The sequence below is a fragment of the Ruegeria sp. HKCCD7628 genome, assembly GCF_057221005.1.
Window position 1 is genome coordinate 220,209 of record NZ_JBWVBA010000006.1, and the last position, 21,911, is coordinate 242,119.

18 protein-coding genes and 1 pseudogene are annotated in these 21,911 nt (G+C 52.3%); 13 read left to right on the top strand and 6 right to left on the bottom strand.

Features of this window, described 5'->3' with window-relative positions:
• Window positions 1-126: 126 nt before the first annotated feature.
• Genes AC2TAD_RS14510 through AC2TAD_RS14520 form a run of 3 tightly spaced genes read right to left on the bottom strand, consistent with a single transcriptional unit; the run spans window position 127 to window position 3,674 of the window.
• Window positions 127-1,266: an HlyD family secretion protein gene (locus tag AC2TAD_RS14510; protein ID WP_353392284.1), complete on the bottom strand. Its 1,140-nt coding sequence runs from the start codon at window positions 1,264-1,266 to the stop codon at window positions 127-129.
• 4 nt (window positions 1,267-1,270) lie between these two features.
• Window positions 1,271-1,483, bottom strand: a complete 213-nt coding sequence (locus AC2TAD_RS14515; RefSeq protein ID WP_353392282.1) for a DUF1656 domain-containing protein — start codon at window positions 1,481-1,483, stop codon at window positions 1,271-1,273.
• Window positions 1,484-1,496: 13 nt separating this feature from the next.
• Complete coding sequence (locus tag AC2TAD_RS14520) at window positions 1,497-3,674, bottom strand: FUSC family protein (protein ID WP_480868518.1); 2,178 nt, start codon at window positions 3,672-3,674, stop codon at window positions 1,497-1,499.
• A 326-nt stretch (window positions 3,675-4,000) separates the two neighbouring features.
• Here AC2TAD_RS14520 and AC2TAD_RS14525 point away from each other — a divergent pair, with 326 nt between their 5' ends.
• The 10 genes from AC2TAD_RS14525 to AC2TAD_RS14570 all read left to right on the top strand — a co-directional run bounded on the left by AC2TAD_RS14525 (window position 4,001) and on the right by AC2TAD_RS14570 (window position 15,866).
• Window positions 4,001-4,282 (top strand): aspartate-alanine antiporter-like transporter, encoded by a 282-nt coding sequence (locus AC2TAD_RS14525; protein ID WP_353392278.1) that lies wholly within the window; start codon window positions 4,001-4,003, stop codon window positions 4,280-4,282.
• Window positions 4,282-5,685, top strand: a complete 1,404-nt coding sequence (locus AC2TAD_RS14530; protein WP_480868520.1) for an aspartate-alanine antiporter-like transporter — start codon at window positions 4,282-4,284, stop codon at window positions 5,683-5,685. Before AC2TAD_RS14525 ends, AC2TAD_RS14530 begins: the two co-directional genes overlap by 1 nt.
• Before the next feature lie 443 nt (window positions 5,686-6,128).
• Entirely contained in the window at window positions 6,129-7,424 is a 1,296-nt protein-coding gene (locus AC2TAD_RS14535) for a serine hydrolase domain-containing protein (protein ID WP_170724468.1), read from the top strand.
• A 66-nt stretch (window positions 7,425-7,490) separates the two neighbouring features.
• Window positions 7,491-8,495 (top strand): linear amide C-N hydrolase, encoded by a 1,005-nt coding sequence (locus AC2TAD_RS14540; protein WP_170621463.1) that lies wholly within the window; start codon window positions 7,491-7,493, stop codon window positions 8,493-8,495.
• Between the two features lie 64 nt (window positions 8,496-8,559).
• On the top strand, window positions 8,560-8,826 hold the full coding sequence (locus AC2TAD_RS14545) for a hypothetical protein (protein WP_170621461.1): 267 nt from the start codon (window positions 8,560-8,562) through the stop codon (window positions 8,824-8,826).
• Between the two features lie 123 nt (window positions 8,827-8,949).
• Window positions 8,950-10,224: a serine hydrolase domain-containing protein gene (locus tag AC2TAD_RS14550; RefSeq protein WP_480868522.1), complete on the top strand. Its 1,275-nt coding sequence runs from the start codon at window positions 8,950-8,952 to the stop codon at window positions 10,222-10,224.
• 71 nt (window positions 10,225-10,295) lie between these two features.
• Window positions 10,296-10,748 carry a VOC family protein gene (locus AC2TAD_RS14555; RefSeq protein WP_480868524.1) on the top strand — a complete coding sequence of 151 codons (453 nt, stop codon included), beginning with the start codon at window positions 10,296-10,298 and terminating at the stop codon, window positions 10,746-10,748.
• A gap of 53 nt (window positions 10,749-10,801) precedes the next feature.
• Window positions 10,802-12,067: a threonine/serine exporter family protein gene (locus tag AC2TAD_RS14560; RefSeq protein WP_170724471.1), complete on the top strand. Its 1,266-nt coding sequence runs from the start codon at window positions 10,802-10,804 to the stop codon at window positions 12,065-12,067.
• The gene (locus tag AC2TAD_RS14565; protein ID WP_353392271.1) at window positions 12,064-14,151 is read left to right on the top strand and encodes a mechanosensitive ion channel family protein; all 2,088 of its coding nucleotides are present in this window, start codon (window positions 12,064-12,066) and stop codon (window positions 14,149-14,151) included. The genes AC2TAD_RS14560 and AC2TAD_RS14565 overlap by 4 nt, the downstream gene beginning before the upstream one ends.
• 203 nt (window positions 14,152-14,354) lie before the next feature.
• Window positions 14,355-15,866 (top strand): Na+/H+ antiporter NhaC family protein, encoded by a 1,512-nt coding sequence (locus tag AC2TAD_RS14570; protein WP_170724473.1) that lies wholly within the window; start codon window positions 14,355-14,357, stop codon window positions 15,864-15,866.
• Between the two features lie 385 nt (window positions 15,867-16,251).
• Here the strand turns inward: AC2TAD_RS14570 and AC2TAD_RS14575 are convergent, their stop codons facing one another.
• On the bottom strand, window positions 16,252-16,563 hold the full coding sequence (locus AC2TAD_RS14575) for an antibiotic biosynthesis monooxygenase family protein (RefSeq protein ID WP_353392269.1): 312 nt from the start codon (window positions 16,561-16,563) through the stop codon (window positions 16,252-16,254).
• Between the two features lie 257 nt (window positions 16,564-16,820).
• On the opposite strand from AC2TAD_RS14575, the gene AC2TAD_RS14580 reads away from it, so the two are divergent.
• Both AC2TAD_RS14580 and AC2TAD_RS14585 read left to right on the top strand, forming a co-directional pair.
• Entirely contained in the window at window positions 16,821-18,479 is a 1,659-nt protein-coding gene (locus AC2TAD_RS14580) for an amidohydrolase (protein WP_170788791.1), read from the top strand.
• The gene (locus AC2TAD_RS14585) at window positions 18,448-19,542 is read left to right on the top strand and encodes a CobW family GTP-binding protein (protein ID WP_480868527.1); all 1,095 of its coding nucleotides are present in this window, start codon (window positions 18,448-18,450) and stop codon (window positions 19,540-19,542) included. The genes AC2TAD_RS14580 and AC2TAD_RS14585 overlap by 32 nt, the downstream gene beginning before the upstream one ends.
• 197 nt (window positions 19,543-19,739) lie before the next feature.
• Here the strand turns inward: AC2TAD_RS14585 and AC2TAD_RS14590 are convergent.
• Window positions 19,740-20,690 (bottom strand): annotated as a pseudogene (locus tag AC2TAD_RS14590) (DDE-type integrase/transposase/recombinase); the annotation flags it as partial.
• Between the two features lie 28 nt (window positions 20,691-20,718).
• On the opposite strand from AC2TAD_RS14590, the gene AC2TAD_RS14595 reads away from it, so the two are divergent.
• A complete protein-coding gene (locus tag AC2TAD_RS14595; protein WP_480868529.1) occupies window positions 20,719-21,219 on the top strand; it encodes a hypothetical protein in 501 nt (166 codons plus the stop codon).
• 10 nt (window positions 21,220-21,229) lie between these two features.
• Here the strand turns inward: AC2TAD_RS14595 and AC2TAD_RS14600 are convergent.
• A partial coding sequence (locus AC2TAD_RS14600) for an IS30 family transposase (protein WP_480868530.1) occupies window positions 21,230-21,911 on the bottom strand: 682 nt, incomplete at its 5' end.

A 21,911-nucleotide genomic window follows, 5' to 3' on the forward strand; every position in this document is an offset into this window, starting at 1 on the left:
GCCCGCCAACTCAGGCACTTTAGAAAAGACGCGATCAGGGGCAGCGACACCGTGCGCTTCCAACCACTCACGTATCACCAACCAGTCGTCTTGTAGGCCTCGCGAGTACCGAACCTATTGAACCGACTATTGTAGAATTGTCGGCGCCGGCGGTGGTAACGCTTCATTTACATCGGTTGAATCCGTATTAGTCATCACAAGAACCGACGCCGTTGTGCCTACAAGCAATTCGACTCCCTCGGGGAGTTGGTCAATTTCTACTCTTACCGGAATTCGCTGTGCCAGTCGGATCCATTCAAACGTTGGACTCACGTTTGGCAAGAGATTGACTCCAACACTCCCATCACTTTTGGCAATTCCTCGCCCGATGCTATCCACCACCCCAGGAATTACGATATCGGGGTTAGACATGAGCGTTATGGCGGCGCGGTTACCAGGGGATATATCGCCTACATAGTTTTCGCGGAAATAAGCGTCGACCCAAAAGCTTTGGGCATCAATGAGTGCAAGGATCGGTTGATTAGCGACAGCCTGGCTGCCGAGACGCAATGTCAGATTTGCCACATATCCGTCAACTGAGGCATGTACTTTAGTGAATTCAAGGTTGAGGCGCGCAGCTTCTAGAGCAGCTTTAGCCTCGCGGAGGCTTGAGTTTTCCTCACCAGTTACGCCGCGGCTTGCAATTGAGCCCTCCAGCGAAGCCTGCGCTTGGGCGAGCGCGGCTTTGGCTTGAACCACTCCGCCTTGTGCTCTGGCGGTGTTTGCTTGAGCAACGTCCAAATCTCTTTGTAATTCGTCGAACTGTGACTCGGGGATGCGACCGTCGCTTACCAAAACAGAGGCCCGGTCAAATTGACGTTGTGCCTCTGTCTGCTGGGCTTTTGCGGAAGACAATTGAGACTCGGCTTGTTGGATCGACGATTCATATTGCTGAACACTCGCACGGGCGGCCTCAATTTGCTTATCCAAAGAAGCCAGATCTTCGACGGTTTTGTCGAATCTCGCTTGTGCTTGCGACAGTGCTGCTTCGAAAGTGCGCGGATCGATTTCGAAGAGAAGATCCCCAGCCTTTACAAACTGGTTGTCTCGTATCGGAAGGTTGACGATTGGCCCGGAAACGCGCGGTGCAACTTCTAGAACATTTGCGCGAACCTGCCCATTGCGCGTCCATGGGTTGGATACGTAAATGGCATATTTCAAGAACACGGCGCCCAAAGCGACGAGTACGATTGCAACTGTGACGATCAACTTGGTGTTTCGGTTCATTTGACTATGCCGGGATAAGAAAGGTTCCGATGACGGACGTATAGATTGCTACAAGTGCAACAAAAACCAACGCCGGATGAGAGATGAAACGCGACATTCGGAAACGGTTCAAAACACGCGCCGTCATCATAGTTAGAACGACTGCCAGTAGGGAAGATATGAAAAGTGGTGAGAGGTAGACGCCAAAAAAGTCGAATTCGCTTGGAACAGGTAGCATTTTTTCCTCGACTTCAGAAACGGGACTCTCGTAGTGCGTGCCAATCAATGAATGCCGCTCTGCCGGTGTACCCCAAAACACCCTCCGCAAGACCGCGATACGCGCCAAGAAGACGATACATGTTTTCGTAGTCAGCGGTATTCAAATTTGAACTAGACTCTTTGTTAATTAGGACTTCTACAGTCTTCTCAAGGGCTACAGTAGCGCTTTGAAGCCTGTTTTGCAGATATTCAGGGTCAATCCCCCCTGGGTCGCGTTCAATATCCAACATTACATCCGCAACGGCCAAGCGCCACTGCTTCATTGCTTCGCCACCGCCTTCTCTCAGTGAAGCTGCCTGTGACAGTCTTCGGGTTGCGGCAAATTCAATTAGCTTGCTGCTCAGCGCTTCCAAACTTGTCGCGATTTGAAGCGTATCCGTCCTTTTGGTATTGCCCAGTGCTGGTTCCGACAATGCAGATAGCCAAGGAACAAGTTTGGTCGGAATGCTATCTATCTCGCTGACATGTAGCGAAAGGCGCATCCGATTAAACCAGTTTGGTTGCTCTCTTTGGTCGGTAAGGCTGTGTCGGACCACATAATCCGCGCTAGAAAAGAAACGCTTTGTTAGAGCTTCCACACGGATTTCCGGCCTTAAAGAAACCGGGAAAAAACGCGTGCATTCGATGATCACAATTACACAGAACAAACCGATGAACATGGTTGCAAAGAAGAGGAAACTGTATTGCTGCTGATTATCGATCTGAAGGCCGACCAGAAACAAGTTCAGGAAAAAACTTCGAACAATCATTTGTTCCGGGCGGGAAGTTAAGTAAGCCACCAGGACTGTGGTGCCGAAGATTAATAAAGCCAACTGCCAGAAGGTGGCCAATAGCGGTAATAGAACAAGGTGCACAGTTCCAACAATCAACAGTAGGATCGCTGCGAAAGGCAGCGCGACGGAGACAGACGCCTGCGGATGTAAAGCAAGGTTCAGAGCGAGAGAAACGCCTATGCATATTACAAGAGCCGGATTGGGAAAGCCTGGAACAAACAGGACACATGCCACTGTCGCAAGAAATATAACCTGAACACGGATTAGCGCGCTCCACATATCCCGATCAAGGAATTCGGATGTGGGTTTAGGTTGTTGGGATGAGGCCAAATGCCGGGTGTTTGCCTTCCAGCTTGCATCTTTAATGTTGGTCATCAAATCTGACAAAGACCGACTGTATTCTAGCGACCGTTGGACATTGTGACGGGTGGCAGTCATGGCAGCAAGTTGGAAGTGTCCTAGCCCGCTGTTGACCATTTCTTGGGTAATCTGGTTTTCGGTGTGATACCCAGCTTGCGATGCGGTTGCGGACAGAATTTTCTCCGCTTCAAGAAGATATTGCTCGGTACTCAGTATCGCGGAGCAAAGAGATTGGACTTGGGCTGTGTCACGGGAGTCTTCCAAGTCTCTTGCGTTCAAATATAAACGCTGAAGCTCTCGGTCCAGTGACGCCATATTTGCCACGAATTGCCGCCAGACAAGGCGTCTATCCCAGACGTCATAACTATCGACAATTGCGGCATCCAAAAGCCTTTCGACAGTGGAGCGCAATTGAGCGATCTGCATCCGAAGCTTTGGCAGGTCTTCCTTGCGCTCATTTCCAGTCAAGATGTCCAAGGTCGCCATGAGAAGACGTCGTTTTAAAGTAAGTGCTTTGCGTACTTCTTCTTCGAACTGTTCCCGACTGCTGTAGGGCCATAGCAGTGAGTAGACGACACTGAAGCACACAATACCAAGGACGGTTTGCTGAGCCCGAAGAACCACAACAGTAAAATCATTGACCGGGTTTTCGCCGCCTCCAATGACCAATATGGGCACCACAAATCCGGCAGTCATCCAGAAGTATGAGCGAGACGTTCGAAACATATTGAAGCAACAGAATGCCAGCCATAAACTGAGCGCTGCGATAAATAGCCAACGATCCTGCGGGAACAGCGACAGCAGAGCAATCGCAACGACAATTGCCAAGAACGTGCCACCCAGCCGGAGTAGTCCTTTGTGAAAGGACTCGCCAAATGTTGTCAACGAACAAGCAACTATTGAGAGACCGGCCCAGTAGGGCTTAGCCCAGTCCATCGACAAAGCGATCCAATACGCAAGCACCAAAGCCAACGCCAATTTGATAGCAGCTTTAAGGCGCAAGGAGTCCATGGTCATGGCATCGTTTGATGAGATCACAATAATGCATTAATCGAGATGTATCTTGATCTTATGAGTTTTCCAATTGCAATCCTAAACAGGCTGAAATGGCGCGTTCACTCTCCTCCTTAGCTAGCCTTGCCCCGTGTGACAGCCCTGTGTCACAGAATGATTGCCTACATTGTGAAGCTGTTGAAAACGCTTGATGACAAGTCATATTTTGCTGAATAACTTGCCTAAAGCAGCCAGAAACGAAGGTGTTTGAAACAAAATACTTGGCCTTGGACATCGATTGGTGTGCCGCAATATTGCAGTTGAGGAACTAGCCTGATCGGGAAAGACGTGTGGAAGCTTTGATTTCTTATGCTCGAGAAAATGTTGTCATTCTTCTCTTTGTTGTCATCGGATTGGGGTATCTGGTCGGCAAGCTGAAGATTGCCGGTATCGGGCTTGGACCAACTACAGGAATACTGATTGTCGGGTTGGTTATCGGATTGGCACAAATCGAAGTTCCGGAAATAATCAAAGGGTTGACGTTTACAATTTACCTTTTTGTTCTGGGAACGATGGTTGGACCTGGCCTGGTGCGTGTTTTAAAAGTAAGTCGGCTTTCAAATACTTGGTAATGTGCGTTTTTACTGCCGTGGTCGCTGGGGTCTCGGTTTATCTCATGGCTTTGGTGTTTGGCTTGAACAACATTGTCGCCGGTGGGCTGACTGCCGGCGCGGTCACAACATCTGCGGTCCTAGCCGCCGCTCAAGGCGCTGTGTTTTCCGGATCGGTCCAGCTTCCAGAGGGTATGGCGCCGTCAGATGCGGGCAATATCCTCGCCAGCGCCTACGCCATCACTTATCTGTATGGCACATTTGGACTAATTATCCTTATTAAATTGTGCCCAACGCTTGTGGGAGCAGACATAGCTAAAGAAGCGGCGAAACTTGACGTAGTCGGGAGTGTGCCCCAGAAGCGCGTAGCGCCATCCGTTCGGGCCTGGAGGCTGGAATTACCGAAGTACATCGGAAGTACAACTGGCGAGCTTGTCAAAAACGTTGAAAAGCGGCGAGAAGAAGGAGCTTTACCTTCACTTGAGCAGGTAATTCGCAATGGAGAACGTTTGACCGTCACCGATGATCTGGTCCTTGCAAAAGATGATATCTTGACCTTCCTTGCGCCCAGCCATTTGCTCTTGAGGGGTAATGAGACGCTGGGGCCGGAAGTTGCGGATAATGACGCTTTGGCCGTGGATATGGCATCGGCAGAACTCGTTCTCACCAACAATGCACACGTCGGCAGAAGACTCTCGGAACTGCTAAACGAGCATGGCTACGGTGTCAGCCTGGAGCGCGTAGTGCGGCTCGGTACAGAAATGCCAATAGACGACGAGGATTTTGAACTGATCGCTGGGGACGTGCTGTTTGTGTTTGGTTCAGCACGGTGTGTGTCGATATTTGCCGACGAAGTCGGTTACGAGGTCACAAACCAGATGACGACTGATTTGATGAATACTTCATTTTTCATCGCCATATTTGCGGCCTTGGGTACGATTTCAGTGACCATAGCCGGGATTGAAATTCCACCCCTCGGGGGGTCCGCAATGGGTGCCATGTTTGGCGGGGCTATTCTCGGTTGGTTAAGGACCCGCAGCCCCAGCATGGGGTCGGTATCCGCGCCCGCGGCAACGGCGCTCTCTGACCTAGGGTTGTCACTCTTTATCGCGGCTGTCGCAATTGGCGCAGGTGGTTCGTTGATTTCGACCATGCAGGCTTTTGGGGTAAACCTTCTGATTGCCGGAGCATTTGTGACGACGGTTTGCACGATTTCTTGTTTCTTATTCGGGCACTTCATCATGAGGTTGAACGTTGCTGAGAACGCCGGTGCCACGACTGGCGTCATGACAGGCGTCGCAATCGCTGAGGTCTGCAAGGATGCCAAGAGTTCCGCACCGGCTGTTGCCTTTGGCTTACCAGGCGCTGTATCCAGCTTGACATTTATCGTCGTCGGACTCGTCATTCTGGCCATAGTGCCCTGAAAAGACTTCTTGCCGCCACTGGATCGGTTTCTCAATCGATTGTGTATTGTCTTGCTGTTGATCAAACAGGTCGCGAGGTGCACGTGCATCTCTCGACTGGTGAAAGTGCGAAAAAAGAAAAATCTGTCGAAGTGCCTACTTGTGGGCAGCTTTTTTCAACGGCGACTCGCAAGCTTCAGGGGTAACTTTAGGCTTCCGCCTCGATACCAAGGAATTCACCGACTTTGATCCGGTCTGGCGGGCTGTATCCCATCACGCGAAAGACCGGGGGAAGGTTACTTTCCACGTCTTTGGTAAGGCACCTTTGGTCAAGATAGGGGCGCCAAGCGAATGACCCACAAGTTTGACCAGAAAACAGTTGCATCTATCTCGATTCATGATCTTGTTTGATTTCATTGTGATATTGGACAAACGCAAGTTTCATTACAGCTGGGAGCAAAAAAGTGGCTAATACATCGACCGATGGACCTATCCTCGCGAAACCCGAAGATCTCAGTACAAACGTGCCGCTTGACCGCGTTCTCGAGATCAGCGCCTATCTCAACGCGCCGGAGAATATGGTCAAGGTACAGTTTCCATCTCCTGAAACGCAGTACTCCTATGTGAACTTCTCAAAAATCAGACCAACGGCGCAGGTAATGCGCGGTGGACCCGTGGTCGACCTGCCCTACGCAGTCGACCCGTCAATCGGGAATATCGAATACCGGAACAAGCATGGTGACTGGGTCAGCGTGGATGAACATTTTGCCACCAAACCAATCGACGCCATGATGGTCGTGAAAGGTGGTGAGATCGTTTACGAACGCTATCGCACGATGAAACCGCATGAGAAGCATCTGTGGATGTCCGTCACCAAAGTCACCGGGTCAACCATGATGGCGATGCATGAACATGAGGGGAATGTCGATGTGGACGCGCCGGTCAGTTCCTACCTGACAGAATTGCAAGGATCGGTATGGGACACGGTGAAAGTCGTCGAAGCCATGGACATGGCCACGGGCCTCAACGGCACAGAGCACGATGAGCCGGAGCCAAACTCGCGCACCGATCCTGACCAAATCTGGTTTCGCTGGGCGGCGACGAGCGCGGTCGGCATGTTGCCCGATGTGCGCGGTCGCAATGAAACATGGGTTGATGTCTTGCGCGATATGGAGCGGCATTCTCCACCGCATCAGAAGTTTGAATACAACTCCATCGACACCTTTGTCATGAACCGGATTAATGAGCGGATCGCCGACAAACCGCTCTACGCGCAGTTCTCAGAACGGTTGTGGTCTAAGCTTGGCATGGAGCATGACGCTTTTTACGTGGTCAGCCCGACCGGAAATACACTCGGTTTTTTCGGCATGAACTCTACGCTGCGCGATCTGGCCAGGTTCGGCATGGCCTTTTCGCCAAGCTGCGCGAAGCTGGCTGGTGAGCAACTGATCCCTGACGCGGTCATGGCCAAGATCTATGACCGGACGTATCTCGACATGTACGACAAGGGCTGGATCGGCAAGAAGAACAGCATCACCTTCTGGGATGATGCCGGCGCGATCTCTAACCGTTACCAGTGGGATGCTGTCTTTTCAGACGGCGACCTGTTCAAGGCCGGAGTGGGCGGGCAGGGGATTTACATCTCACCCGAGACCGACACCGTCGTGGCATTCTTCAGCACCAGTGATGGGGAAAACCAGGAAGAAGGCATGGCGCGTGCTATCGTTCGGGCAATCAACGGTAATCCGCTGCCTAGGTAACCTTCAAAGTTTTGAAGCGACAGTCAGGCCAAGATCAACAGTAGAGTCTGAGACAGGGAGAAGACCATGTGTTCGCGCATTTTTTTCAACAAGGATGGCCAACCAATGCTGGTAGGCCGGAATGAGGATTGGTTCGAGAGCTTGCAAACCAAAGTTTACGCGTTTCCCAAAGGGATGAAGCGTGACGGCGCGGTAGACGACAATCCTGAGACCTGGACATCGAAGTACGGAAGTATAGTTGGGGCCTGCTACGGCGCGGCAATTACTGATGGCATGAACGAAGCGGGATTGAACGCCAACCTGTTGTATCTCGCGGAGTCGGACTTTGGCCCTCGCGATACCTCAAAGGGCGGTCTGTCAGTTTCGATTTTTGCGCAATGGATGCTCGACAACTTCGCGACGGTGGACGAAGTGCTCGCTGCGCTAGACAGCATTCAGATCGTGCCGATCTACATGATGCATTTTGATGACAAGGTGCAGTCACCCTTCCACTACTCAATTGCCGACAAGACCGGCAACTCGGCGGTAATCGAGGTGTTGGACGGAAAGTTCAGCGTTCACAAAGGCCGTGATGTCACAATCATGACGAACTCGCCACCATACGAACAACAGCTTGAAAACATGAAGAAGTATGTTGGTCTTGGCGGGGATCAACCGCTTCCGGGCGGCTCGCAGGCCGACGAACGTTTTGTGCGCGGCGCCTATTATCTCAGTGCGCTGCCTGAGGAGCCGGCTGACTACCATGAGGCTGTCGCAAATGTACTGGCCGTCATTCGGAACATGTCAACGCCTTGGGGTATTAGTGATCCAACCCGGCCCAACGTCTCTCCCACCCGCTGGCGCACGATCAGTGATCTGACCAATGGAAGGTATTATTTCGAGTTCACTCAGAATCCGACAGTCGCTTGGATAGATTTGCACAAGCTCAACCTGAGCGACGGAGCGCCGGTCGTAATGTTCGATCTTAAGAAGGACATTCGAGCAACGGGAGAGGTTTCGGACTGTTTCAATCCATCAAAAGAACTGGCGTGGTTGCGCGGCGGATCAGTGCTCAACCCAGCCGAATTGTGAATAGCCAAAAAGGTGAGAAGATTCTGCCTCCTCCGATCTGATTTTTCAATAGGAGTAAGCAATTATGACCAGTGGTCCCGCCCCGAACCTGTTGCCACCAGCTGCCCTGCCGAAGCCCATCAACCCGGAAATCGGTAAAATCGCGACTGAACCCAAGAATTTCGGCACAATCACTCTGGCCGGACGGCGACATGTTCAAGGCTGGCTTCCAACGGCAGGCAATCTATGCGTCGTCGTCTCGCGATTTGGTTATCGTGCATTTTTCGGTGAACGCGGCGGACGATTCGATCATGCAATACCTGAGGCCCATCGCGACGTCGGGGCTTTTTGACTGAGCAAAACTAATGCACTGTGAAAAGGAAAAACTGAAATGAAACCACGAACGCCCCTGTCAGAGATTTCTGGTATTTTTCTGCCCTTAGGCCATCGTATTGTTCATGCACCAGACGATCCAATGAGCGTACCAGGCGCTAAAGTAACGCTGCCAGTAGGTGCCGTACACGATGGGTTCGACCTCGAGTTCGTCGCCGCAGCCCGAAAAAACTTTAGCAACACGCACATGCAGTTGGGTGGCGACCACGCGCTGTATTACACCACAAACATGACCGAATTCGTGCCGGCTGCCTTTACCTATTCCAAAGGTCCGGTCAGTGAACTAGCTCGTCGACCAAACCCATCGCTGGGGGACTTAACCTACATGCTGGGTGACGGCAGTGAAAGTGCAACCTTGGATGACCACATCGCGGATTTTGACACGAGGCTTCAAGGCGTGATGATCCTGCACAAAGGCGAGGTCGTCTACGAAGCCTTTCCGGGCATGCATCCTGAACAGATGCACATCTGGGCTTCAGTCGCTAAGTCGGCCGTGGGCACTCTGCTTACGATGCTAGAGCTTGAAGGCAAGGTCGACACATCCAAGCCAGTTACTGATTTTGCGGCTATGCTAAAAGGGTCCGAGTGGGACAAGGTCGCGCTCATCGATGCGATGAACATGGCGTCAGGTCTCGATATCTCCGAGGATGCCAAGGCCACGATGGACCCCCATTCTGTGTTTCAACGGATGCTGGCGGCTGATTTTGGGATCCCGAATGCGGATGGGGTAAAGGAAGATGAATATGAGGTGCTGCGCGACGTAGCCCCCATAGCAGGCGAGTCGCCGGGCAAAGTTGCGCGCTATAGCTCCGTTATCACCAAAGTATTGTGCGCAGCAGTGGAAAGCGTGACCGGACAAACCTACACCGCCTATCTTGGCGAGCGTATCTGGTCGAAAATCGGCGCGCGGTCGCCATTGGCGATCAATATTTCTCCTGCCGGTTTGGCCATTGGCTATGGTTTATTGAATTCCACGCTTGAAGACCTAGCGCGCTATGCGCTGATATTTACGCCAAGCTGGCGCAAGGTTTCGGCAGAGCCCGTAGTGTCGCCGGATGTGCTGCGCAAGATGCAGACCGCCAGCAGCAAAGAGGCCTACCTGGCGGGTGATTTTACCGACCATTCGTGGGTAAAGATGTGCTTTGGTAATGATATGCCAATCTTCAACTCGCACCAGTGGGATGCAGTGTGGGAAGACGGAGCGCTTTTCAAGCACGGTAACTTGTATCAGGGCATTTACACCGATCAGGCTCGCGATGTCGTGGGCGTGTTCTTCTCGACGTCGCCTGTCAATCTCGCGCCGGACCTCAACCCCGGCTATATGCGCGCAGCGGCAAAGCAGTTGGCAGGCGGTTGAATATCGATGGGCCGCTCGTATGCTTTCGCGCGGCCCACATCGCACTATTCTAGGACCGGAGATAGAGGCTCGTGGAACAAAGCGACTGTGTTAGTCTGAATCATACATGCTTTACGGTCACCGATATTGGAAAGACTATTCAGTTTTTCGAGGAATGTCTCGGTTACCAAGTAGAGCGCCGGCAGCAGGTGCCGGGGGTGATCGGACGCCTTATCGGTGTGGCAGATGCGACGGCAGAGCAGGCTTTTCTGACCGGTAACGGAAGTCGTATCGAGTTGCTTTGTTACCAGTCGCCGCCCAATCGCACGGTCATTTCCTCAACGCCAGTAGATACGGGGTCCGTCCACATCGGAGTTTACGTTGATGATGCCAAGGCTGCGGTTGCCAAAGCCACCGGGCACGGCTTTGCGCTTCTGGGTGACTTCATTGAGGTGGACAGCGATCATTTTTCCAGCCCGGTTAATGCCGTTGCTTGGGTCCGTAACTCAGACGGCATCACAGTCGAATTCCTGGAGATGGAATAGTAGGCCAAGCGTGCAACACGATTTCTTTGACCAGCGTATGAGAGGGAAAACGAGTGACTAACAAAACACCAGACCCGGCGAAACCCGACGCACAAATCAGGGAATACTTGGTCGATCTAATGCAGCTCCTTCTATCGTGGAGTTGGGAAGGCGTCGTAGGCCATGAGGAAGTCGTAGAAAAGGCTGCGGCCTCTTTTGGTGTAAAGGATGTCACGGTCGTCTATGGTGCAGAGTCTGCAATATTGGAGTACAAAGGTCAGACGGTTCTCGTGAAGGTAGATATGCCTGGGTTCCCGGCGCTCACGAACACTCAAAAACTAAAGAACCACCTCGCAGATGTCTTTGAAGGCAAGCTGACTCCGGAAGAAGCCTGCAAAAATCTTTCTGATCTGAAGTCGAGTAAACCTCCTTATTCGCCATTGCTCGTTTGGCTTGGCGTCGTCTCGGTGTCGGCGGCTTTTGCTGTTGAAGTCGTCGGTACGTGGGAAGGTATCTTTTTCGGTATTTTGACGGGCATGGCAACTGGTGCTGTGTTTTTGGCCGTGGACAAGAACCCGGCTTTGGCGAGGCTTGGTCCCTTAATTGCAGCATTTGCGAGTGGCCTGATTGCTATGGTCGGTTGGCAAACGGGTTATGCCTTAGCTGCACCGGGACTTTTGCTGATCGCATCCACTTTTGTCTTCATCCCAGGAGACTCCATCAGTATGCAGGCTTACGAGCTGGCGCAGGGTAGGTGGTCGCCTGCGGTAGATCGATTTTTCTACAGTGTCTTCATACTGGTGCTGTTGGCTTCTGGTGCATACTTCGCTGCGGTTGTTACTTCGACACCGGTCTCAGCTCTTCTCCCTGTTGCGCCTGACGGCGAGGAGTTTCCGTGGTGGGCCATCTATTTTGCTCGAATTCCATTCCTTCTTGGTATCATGTGGGCGTTTCAGATGGACAAAGACCATTTCCTGACTGCACTGGGCGTCTTGCTGCTCTCCACGGCAACAGCGCAGGCCGTAGCGATAGGCACAAATGGTATCTTTGGGACGTTGGTTTCAGCAGCAGTGTGTATGTACGTAAGCTTGTGGATTTCACAAAAACCACGCGCTGTTCCGACGTTTGTGCTGATGGTGCCGGTCGTTTTTGCGTTGTCGCCGGGATCTCACGGTGTTCGTGAAATCGAAACGTGGATTTCTCATGGTGAGATGACAGGTATTGCAGACCTCATGCCGCTGTTTGGTAATCTCCTCGCGATTGGCCTAGGGATGCTGATTGGACGAATGATCTCCGGGAAGCATTGGATCAGGGGGTTTGAGGAAAAAATGAGCGCATGATCAACCTTCCAGCAAGCCAAGAACACGAGCTACGCGTCACCCGAAAGCAAGAAGATTTTTGCGCGAAGTGTGCTGCAAAAAGATGTTCTTTTGGCACGTCAGTGCTGAGTGTTCTTGGTTTACGCCGCTGGACAAAGGTCATCGCCGCATTTCTTTGCTGGATATTTATCGGTCAGCAAGTGATTGCGCAGGCAATTACGGAAGATATTGAGCCATTCGAAAGCCTGCCGCCAGTTTTGACGCATTCGCCACGAGACACGTTGCAGTCATTGGAAAATTTGCGCGATGCACTCATTGGTATCTACTTGGAATACCAGGTTGGGAAATCAGCTCAACAATGGGAGCAACTGGTTCTAATCGGTGATGCGCTCATTTCACTTCTTGATCTAACGGAAGAAAACGTTGCGGAGAGACGTGATGCGAGCATTAGAACTGCCCTGGCTCTCATCGACATCATTGGTGAAGTTGGAACGGAAGAAGCGGAAGCTCTACCCGACGATGAGACGGTGTACTTGGAGGATCGAACTACTTTTTTGGTGCCCAATACCCCACTAATAATCCAAAGGGTCAACGCGGGAAACCGGGAGGGTGAGTTTCTTTTCTCGGCGAGTTCGTCGCAAATCGCTCCACGCTACTTGCGTGAAATTGCAATGCAGTCACCGCATCGCATCGGCGAGTTATGGAGCACTCGTTTTCTTCAACTGAGTGGACCGTTTATCCCTTTGTTTGTCGAAAACGCCCTTCCCCCCGCCTCCCGTAAAATCTTTTGGGGAACTCCAATTTGGAAGATTTGTTTCACTGTCTTCTTCTTAATTGTCTCTCTGGCACTTCTTTACGGGCTTAGTTTTCTGCTTAACCGTCGCGTTGCTTCGGGACAAATGCCAGAGTCGACAAGGAAGTTCGTTTTTGCCAGCGCAGGGCTTTTGATCTTACTCGCGCTCAACAATTTCTTTAACAACCAACTCTTTTTGACAGGTTCTTTGGCTCTAACGGAGACGTTCTTTGCAACAATCGCGATCTATGCAGCTGCGGCTGTAACCTTCTGGCGATTTATGTCGCTCTTAAGCGACAGGGTAGCCGAGAAAAAAACGTCCATTGTGCGTCAGTATGATGAAAGTATGATGCGTTTGCTCAACCATATTATCGCTCTTGTTGGAGCCACATGGATTCTCGCCTACGGTGCGCAAACCCTAGGATTCCCGCTCTTAAGCATTATAGCAGGACTTGGCGTTGGCGGTCTTGCAGTCGCGCTCGCGATCCGCCCGACCCTTGAGAACCTGATCAGCGGCTTTGTGATCTATATGGAAAAGGCTGTGAAGGTTGGTGATTATTGTTCGTTCCTCGACAAGGAAGGAACAATTGAAAGCATTGGAGTACGATCAACCCATGTTCGTGGATTGGACCGAACCACGATAGCCATTCCGAATTCAAAGTTTGTGAATATGGAGCTCGTCAACTGGGCCCGTTGTGATGAAATGATGATCCGGACAACGCTTGGCTTGCGACTTGAAACGGATACTGACCAGTTGAGGTATGTTCTCGCCGAAACTCGTTCAATGATGTACGCACACCCACGTATCACTTCAGATACAGCGCGGGTGAGGTTTATAGGGTATGGAGACTCATCTCTGAATATTGAAATCCGTGTTTACGCTCAAACCCGCGAGTGGAACGCTTTTTATGCTATTCAGGAAGATGTCTTGTTCAGAATGAAGGAAATTGTCGAAGCTTCGGGTACTGGCTTCGCGTTTCCCAGCCAAACGGTTTACATGTCTCAGGACGGAGGGCTTGATGCTGCAAAGTCAAAGCATGCCGTCGAACAGGTTGAACAGTGGCGCCGCCGGCGTGAACTTCCATTCCCGGATTTTGCAACTGCCGAACGCGACAGGCTTGAGGGCACGTTACGTTATCCCCCAAGAGGATCTCCGGAATTTGATGGCCCGGACGATGAGAAAAGCAGTGTTGAGGAACCGTTGTCGGTTGAGGAGCCTGAGGCTGAAGAAACAAGCAAGAGCGAGGAAAGTACACCGAACGATGAAGAAAACAGCCCGCTCCGTCAATCTCGAGAAGACAAACCCTCATGAACGAAAGCCGTGGAAAGTCCCACCTTCAAACCCCCACTTGGTTTTAGGAACTTGGCCGCAAACAACCGGAAACTAGAAAGATACGACCAAGTATGCTTTGTTGCAGTCTGCGGTACGGAAACACGTTTCGATATCAATATGGAAGCAACGCCAGGTTGCAAACCAATTGAACCTTAAAATAATCGGCTCAGGGGATTGATGTTATGAACGATGAAGTGGAATCTCGCGCTACCAGTTCTTTGATCGCCTCGCTCGTAACCGTCGGTGGAATGGTGTCACTGATATTCGCATCAGTTTTGCTGTTCGGTGAAAAAGCCGAAGATGGTCCATTACAGATTGCCATGACGCTTGGTCTCACACTTGCACTTGTGATCGCCATCACGACTGGCAATTCCGCCGAAGACCTCGCGGCGGTCATGTCCGATAGTATCAATTCAGCTCTGGGAACAATTTTTGTGCTGATTGCGGTGGGTGCTCTAATTGGAGCACTTTTTATGTCTGGGACGATTGCTTCAGTGATTTATTTCGGAGCTCAATACGGTTCGCCGCGCTTTCTGTACATAATCGTCTTTGTGGTCGCATCTGGTCTTTCGTATGCAATTGGAAGTTCATTCACCACGATAGCCGCTGTGGGTTTGCCGTTTGTAGCTCTCGCACCAGCTATGCATGTTTCTCCACTGGTCACAGCAGCCGCTGCCGTTTGTGGAGCGTTTACGGGGGACAGCCTAGGTCGAATTTCGGATACCTTCATTCTCACGGCATCGGTGGTGGGTGCCGAAGCTAAGGACCACGCACGCGCGCTACGTACTGTCCTTGCGCCTGGCTGGATTGCTAGCGCAGTGCTTTTCCTTTTTCTTGGTTGGCGACACGGTATGTCTGACAACTATGACAGTGCTCAAATACTCCAGGCTATTGAAGAGCATTTTACCGTGTCTTTCATCTCATTCTTGCCACTCATCTTGGTTCTCGTGCTGTCGGCGCGGACGACCGCGTTCTTGTCGCTAATGGCAGGAGCAATAACTGCGGCAGTACTCGCTGCATTTACACAGCAGGATCTGATTGACGCGTTAATGATCGACGAGGGCCTTGGAACGTTAGGAGGCTGGGGTAAGCTTTCACTTGAAGTATTGGGCAACGGTTTTTCACTAAACAGCGGGAGTGAAACACTCGACTCCACATTCGTAGGCGGTGGCGTTGTGTCCATGTTGCCGACTATTTGGTTGATACTCGTTGCGGCTGCATTTGGAGCGCTGGTCGAGTTTTCCGGGATGCTTAGGCGCTTGCTTGCTCCGCTGCTGGCATGGGCCACTGGAGGCGCACGTCTGATTGTCGCTACAGCAGTAACTGGAATTGGCTTGAACGCGGCTACGGCAGATCCTTACATGTCGATAATACTAAATTCAGCGACCTATCGAGAACGCTATATAAAGGCTCGTCTGGAACCATATGTCGCCTCAGCAGCAATAGCGGGATCAGGGTCCATTTTTTCACCATTGATTCCGTGGAACGTTCATGGCGCCTTTGTGGCGGGCACAATGGGCATAGGCGTTCTTTCGATAGCGCCTTACGCCGTCCTGCTCTGGATCACACCCGTCGTTTTGATTGGTATTGGAATTACAAAGTTCAAGCGGGATGAAATCCCAGATTCCGTGACCGCGGAAGAGTCCTATGGTTCCGAACCCAGCGAACTACCGCAGCGGCGAACCTCAACTTAGAGGGCCGAAAATTTTCCGTCTTGGGGTCGCTTTCTGGAACGCGTTGAAACTTTGGCGACTATGCGGCTAACTGCATGATTAAAAAACTTTTCATACAAATGCATATGTGAGATGCCAATGAAAAATGGACTTATGCTATCTGAGAAGGGCAGGGCGGTATCAGTCAAAGCTCTCTCAAGCCAATAAATGATTGGAGCTAAAAACAAAAAACCCGCCGGGTGTGACGGGGTGCCGGCCAGTGGCGAAATTGTGCATCGGTTCAAACCATCGAAAGAGCCAGCATCGCTGCCCGGCGGCGCAGTCTTACAAATGACGCACTAAAAACGGAGTCCTGCGTCTGCCCTCAGGCGCAGGGAAAAGCCAAGAAGCAAAAGCGATTTTGTTGCTATTTTTGTGCGACGGTGTGCAGACTGTCGAACATGAGTGTATGCATGTCAGTCGCTTCGTAACCTTTTTCTGTTAGGAAGCCGAGGGCGTCCACATTTTGCTTGTCACGAATGGGGCTTGCGACCCATTGCTCGTAGGCGGCTTTATCCGTCCAGTTGCACATAACGCAAAGCTGCCCATCGCCTTCATGCGACACCATCAACTCGCCGTGGCGAAAGCCTGGAATGGCATCGGCGCATTCCTCGATAATGTTGCGGTGAATGAATGCTTCTGCGGTTTGCTTTGCCTTCTCCGCAGGCACTTTTATCATGAGAAGTGTCCAAAACGACATTTTAGAATTCTTGTTTCCATAATCACGAGGGATAAGCCCGAAGTGGCTCATAAGAATCTGTGTCCAGTCTCATACACGATGCTGACACGGATCCTCCCACTCACGTAACTCAAAATGCTTATTTTTCGTTTTAGGCGAGGATTGCGGTTGTGTGCATTGTCCGACTCTCCACAATTTACTTTGATTGCCCGATCCCGAGCATTAACCTTGTTATGGAGATATTTTAGGAGTTTGGGATGACCAAGGAAAAAGTCACGGTTTTCATCGCTAAGAAATTTCGCACGATGGACCCGGGCCGACCTGAGGCTGATGCCGTCGCGGTTTTGAACGGCCGTATCCTTTCGCTCGGAACGATAGATCAGATGCAGCCTTGGCTGTCGCGCTACGACGTGACGGTCGATGAAACTCTGAAAGACAAAATCGTCTTGCCAGGCTTGATCGAGCCGCATTCGCATTGCTGGATGTCCGCAGGCTTCATGGCGGTCGACTACATCGGGCCGCTGCCTTGGCCGGGACGCGAGGGCATGAACCCTGCGCATCCGCACTTTGACGATGTGATCGAATATCTTGGCGAACTCCACGAGACGAAAAAGGAAGGTGAACCCATCATCGCATGGGGCTTTGACCCTGCGAACCAAGGCGGGTCGATTGATCGTGACACGCTCGACAAGATCACGGCCACGCGGCCCATTTACATTTTGGGTTTTGCACCGCATTTCGCCTATCTGAACTCAGCTGCCATCGAAATGGCCAACGTGGCGGATGGTGCAAACCCGACCCACATTTTGCAGTATCCGGACGGGCGCTTGAACGGCGTTTTCACGGAGGTGGAAGGTGTTTCGATTGGCATCGCCCCGATCATGCCAATTATCGCCCAATTGGGTGGCGTGGACGGCTTGAAGTTTTTTGGTCAAATTGCTCTAAAGGCAGGCATTACGACAGTCGCCGACCTTATGTTCGGCGTGATGAACATTGACGCCGAACTGAATGACCACGAAACTGCAACAGAAGACCCGAACCTGCCTATCCGGTTCTGTCTGAAACCGCATGCCATGTCCTTTGTGGGGGCGCATGGGGACAAGGCATCGGACGTTGTTTGGGAGCTCGCCAAGCACGAAAAGGACAACCTGTTTATTGGCGGTGTTAAATTCCTGAGCGACGGGTCGTTCCCACTCATGGGAGCGCTGTTGAACTTTCCCGGCTACCTGGACGGTGGAAATGGTTTCCCGGGCGACGCCACTTATGAAGGCATGGTGCCGTTTTGGAAAGGTGGCCACCAGATCCACTGCCATGCCAATGGCGATCAGGCGGTAGACTTTACTTTGGACTTACTTGCTCGATTACAGGCAGAACATCCTCGGTTCGATCATCGGTTTACCATCGAGCACTATGCCATGAGCAACCCGATGCAGGCGCGCCGCCTTAAGGCCCTAGGCGGTAACGCCAGTGTGAACAATTACTTCTCGCATTTCCGCGCTCTCCTGCATTCTGAAAATGCCTATGGCCCAGACCGCGCGCAGACCGAAGCCCGCCTTGGAAGTTTGGAAAAAGAGGGCGTGATTTTTGCGCTGCACTCCGATTACCCGCAGGTCGTCGTGCCAATGCATCCTTTGACTGCCGTGTATGCAGCCGTCACTCGTCTGGCCGAAGACGAAAAGACAGTCGTCGCACCTGGCGAGCGGATCAGTGTGGAGCGGGCATTGCGCGCTGTTACTATTGATGCCGCCTACATTCTCAATCTCGAAAACGAAATTGGAAGCCTTGAAGTTGGCAAGTTCGCGGATTTTTGCGTCTTGGAGGAAGACCCGATGGAAGTCGAACCAGAGAAAATCAAAGACATTGGTATTTGGGGCACAGTCTTGGGTGGACGCGTTATTGAGGCGCCGAATGACTGAGCGCCCGCATGCTCAAAACACCGCGTCGCGGCATGATCAATTCATGCGAGCGCTTGACCAGAGGCAAACAATTGCTGGCTTGATCTTTGCCGCCATGTCGATGCCTCGCGAATTGGCGGCCCCTGCAAGGTCGCTGCCTTTAACAATCATCGGAGGATTTCTCGGCGCGGGGAAAACCACTCTACTCAATCGGTTACTGGCGGACCCGCAAGGCCGCAAAATCGTTGTTTTGGTGAACGACTTCGGCAAGATCAACATCGATGCGGAACTTATTGCCGAACAAACCGACGACACGATTACTTTGACCAACGGGTGCGCCTGTTGTGCTGTTGCGAGTGACCTGTCCAAATCACTCGTCGACATTGCCCAGCGTAGAGATCGCCCAGATGCCATCGTTCTGGAATGTAGCGGCATTTCCGAACCCGGCTCGATTGCTCAGATCGCGCTTGCAAATGAAGCGATCCGGCTTGACGGTATCATCACAGTTGTCGACGCGGAAACACTTGAAGCACGTGCGAGCGACCCTGCGACACGCGAATTATTCAACGCCCAACTCGTGTCAGCGGACATGATTTTGCTGAGCAAACTTGATTTGCTTTCCGATGAAAGCCGCGCTCGAGCAAAGTCGCGCGTCGGGGCTCTGTATGCGGATACGCCAATACTTGAGGCTATTGAAGGCCGGATACCGACAGATGTGGCGCTTGGCATTGACACAAAACAAGACGTCTCCGATTATGAATCCCCTGTGCCCGAAGCCGAACACGGTTTTGAAACCATCAGTGTGGAAACCAACGACGCGCTCGACGAAAAAGCTTTGCAGCAGTTCTTCTCTGATCTGCCTGATACGATACTCAGGGCAAAGGGATTTGTTTTCATTGCCCAAAAGCCGGATCAGCGTTTGATCTTCCAAAGAGTCGGTTCCAGATGGAGCATGCGAGAGGGCGACTGTTGGACAGAGACAGGTCCACACACGCGTCTGGTCTTTATAGGGCCGAAAGGACAAGTCTATGGCGACGCACTGCGCGGGGGTGTTCTTTCTTGCAAGGCGCAAAAAACAAGATAAGCGCTTCTACAAATGTCACTGTGCCCTTAATTCCCGGACAGTGTGTCCTGTGGATAAGTCGTGTGGGGATGATTTTGTCTAATTTAGTAGAGAACCCGACCAATCGATGACCGCTCTCAGCCCTGTACGTCGTCAGGGTTTTCCGGAGAATTTAGGCCGTTTTGTAACGGAGGCTCTGGTTCGGTTTCTGTTTGAGTTTAGGCAGCAGCGGCTTGGTGCTGCAACCTGCGTTTTCGGATTGTCTGCTTCTTGATCTCCTCTCTCCTCTTTAGGTTCTTCGCGCTGCGGCCGTGATAGACATCGGCGGGGGTTAGGTTGTCCCGGCTCTCGTGGTAGCGATGGTTGTTGTAGTGATCGACGAACGCCCCGATCTGGCGTTCCAGGTCGCCGGGCAGGAAGTAGTTTTCCAAGAGGACACGGTTCTTCATGGTCTGGTGCCAGCGTTCGATCTTGCCTTGGGTTTGCGGATGGTGCGGCGCACCACGAACATGATCCATGCCCTTGTCCTCAAGATAAACGGCAAGATCAGAGGCGACGTAAGACGAGCCATTGTCGCTGAGCAGCCGAGGTTTCTGAAGGATCGTCGCGTTGTTGCAGCCAGACGCCTCCAGCGCCAGTTCCAACGTGACGTCCACAGCCTTCATCGTCGTGCAGAGCTTCCAGGCGATGATGTAGCGGCTGTAATCGTCCAGGATTGTGCTGAGGTAGAACCAGCCCCAACCGATGACCTTCAGGTACGTGAAGTCGGTCTGCCAGAGTTCGTTCGGACGACTTGTTTTGTCCCGGAACTCATCGGCTGCGCAGATCACGACATGGGCCGGTGCCGTGATCAAATCCTCGGCGCTGAGAATGCGATACACGGATGATTCCGAGACGAAGTACCGCTTCTCGTCGGTGTATTTGACCGCCAGTTCGCGCGGCGTCAGATCTTCATGCTCAAGGGCAAAATCGACAACATCCTCGCGGACCTTACCCGGGATGCGGTTCCACACTGACTTGGGCCGTGGGGAACGATCAGCTAAGGCATCGACGCCACCGTCGCTCCAGCGGGCATACCAGTCGTAGTATGTGCTGTTGGGGATGCCGAGCATCTTTAGGTTTTGACGGGTTGGCAGATGCGAGGCCGGCACAAACCTTCGTATTTCAATCCAGTTGAGCCGGCTTCCTGATGAGACCTTGATCTGGTCAGACCGTTTTCGGATCGATTCCAACCATGCCGATGTATTCGGGCTTCAGGAAGACATCGCGCGCCAATGTGCGAGGCGGTTGGCTGATGCCTACGGTATCGTCGCCGAAGATCTGAATGCCCAATATACCGGCCGCAGAGCTACGGATGCAGGAGTCTATGAAGCGCTTCTAGCGTTTCATGCACACGTACGTACATCACGACTTGATAGCCTGAAGGAGTTTCAGGAACTCGCAGAAGGTGCCCTCCGGCACAACCCATCGAGCGGTCTCGCCCATGCTTTGGTTGCGATTGCATTGATCGAAGCAGCGACGCTCGGCGCTACCCCGATCGAAGATGTGATCGAGCCGGGAAGAATCCACGCTGAGAAGGCCATCGCTCTGGCTCCCAATTGCCAGGAGGCGCTTTTTGCCTCAGCAGCCTTTACCCAAGCACGAGGGGACGCTGCACGTTACCGAAATCTAATCTCGCGTGCTGTGAGCGATACTTGAACCGCGACTCCTATTCCTTCTGAGGGTAGGGGAGCTTTCCCATCTCTTCCATCATCTTTTCGCGGAACACCTCGGCCGGTGTCTTCCACCCGAGGCATTTCCGAGGCGTTGCGTTAAGGCGGTCGCAGATCATTTTCAATTCATGATCTGAGATCGCCGTGATGTCGCGCCTCCTCGGCAGCCATCGTCGGGCGCGGCGATTGGTGTTCTCGACCGTGCCTTTCTGCCATGGCGACGACGGATCGCAGAACCATGTCTGGGTCCCGATCTCGGCTTGGAGATGCGGCCACGAGACGAACTCGGTACCACGGTCGAAGGTGATGGATTTGCGCGCCAGGTGGGGCAGGTCACGCACAGCCTTCATGATCTTGCCCATCACCGGCTTGGTGCGCCTGTTCGGGTTCTTCAGCAGCACGGTGAACCGGCTGACGCGCTCGACCAGGGACGTGACATTGGACTGCCCAAGCTTCTGTTTGAACAGCATCAAATCGCCTTCCCAGTGCCCGAACTGGCGCCGGTGCGCCACGTCGTCTGGTCGGAACAGGATGCTGACATCCCGATCAAACTTAGGCTTCTGGCGCTTTCTGGCACGACGCGGCCTGCGGGCTTTGCGATGCTCGGGCAGGTACCACCACAGGGATGTGTCGCAAACTCTGAGGTATAGTTGACGAGCCTGGGTGATCTGAGTTTTT